The following is a 1,055-nucleotide window of genomic DNA, read 5'->3' as shown; positions in this document are numbered from 1 at the left end:
GGCAGATTGTAAAATTTAAGTTGAACATTTAAGTGGACAGAAAAACCCATCAAGGTCTTTAATGGTGTTACCACAACATTCCATTAGAAAGAAGGACCTTAATGGGCACCACTATTTTATCATTCCAGAACCGTGTTGTCATTGAAACGCTTCATAATGAAGGACGTTCCTTGCGATACATCGCTAACTACTTAGGCTTTAGTAAGACCACCATCTTTAACGAACTTCACCGGCTAAATAGTGAGTATCAAGCTGAGCTAGCGCAAACTGACTTTGAACGAAAGGTTAGTCAACGGGGGCGGAAGTCTTCGCTCACTAAAAACCTTAAACACTTGGTCGAGGAAAAGATTCAAGTCCAGAAGTGGTCCCCTGAACAAGTTGCCCATGTGGTTGGGATTGCCTACAAGACGGTCTATAACTGGATTGATCAAGGCTGGCTTGATATACAGTTGCCTGATTTGCCTGATCATGGAATTCGTCGTCATCGTGCTAAAGAAAAGCGTGGTACGTTCAGTCACGGCCGCTCAATTGAGGAGCGTCCTCATAAAGTCGAAACTCGCCAGGAATTCGGCCACTTTGAAGCTGATACCGTACTTTCTGGCAAACGTAAAGGTCAAGCTGTAGCTACTTTTGTGGAGCGTAAGAGTCGCCTGACAATTGTTAAACGGCTCCATGGTCGCGACAGTCAGTCCATGACTCAAGCCGTACTTGAACTAGCTAGTCAACTTCAAGACAAGCTCAAGACGCTTACCGTGGATCATGGGAAAGAGTTCGCTAACTATCAGGCAATTGAACAGCTAACGGGTACTCAGGTTTACTTTGCCCATGCCTATTCACCGCACGAACGCGGTAGTAATGAGAACCGTAATCGAGTTTTGCGACGGTTTATTCCCAAGGGACAAGCCATTGAAGATCTGAGCGATCGCCAGCTGGTTCAAATCAATTGGTATCTGAATTCCCGACCACTTAAATGTCTTAACTGGCACACACCAATCGAGATCTTCTTGCTTAATCTACGTCACTAAATTCGTTCAAGTTATTTCTTGCAATCTGCC

1 protein-coding gene is annotated in these 1,055 nt (G+C 44.7%); it reads left to right on the top strand.

Features of this window, described 5'->3' with window-relative positions:
- The first annotated feature begins 101 nt into the window (after positions 1-101).
- Positions 102-1,025 (top strand): IS30 family transposase, encoded by a 924-nt coding sequence (locus tag IEU71_RS10105; protein WP_004914844.1) that lies wholly within the window; start codon positions 102-104, stop codon positions 1,023-1,025.
- Positions 1,026-1,055: the final 30 nt, after the last annotated feature.

Source organism: Leuconostoc falkenbergense (assembly GCF_014634805.1).
Lineage (GTDB): Bacteria > Bacillota > Bacilli > Lactobacillales > Lactobacillaceae > Leuconostoc > Leuconostoc falkenbergense.
The sequence above is the reverse complement of the archived record's forward strand: the minus strand, read 5'-3'. Positions and strand labels throughout refer to the sequence as shown.

Excerpts from the sequence above, each read along its gene's own strand:
- IEU71_RS10105 (WP_004914844.1), top strand. The coding sequence starts at position 102 with ATGGGCACCACTATTTTATCATTCCAGAACCGTGTTGTCATTGAAACG.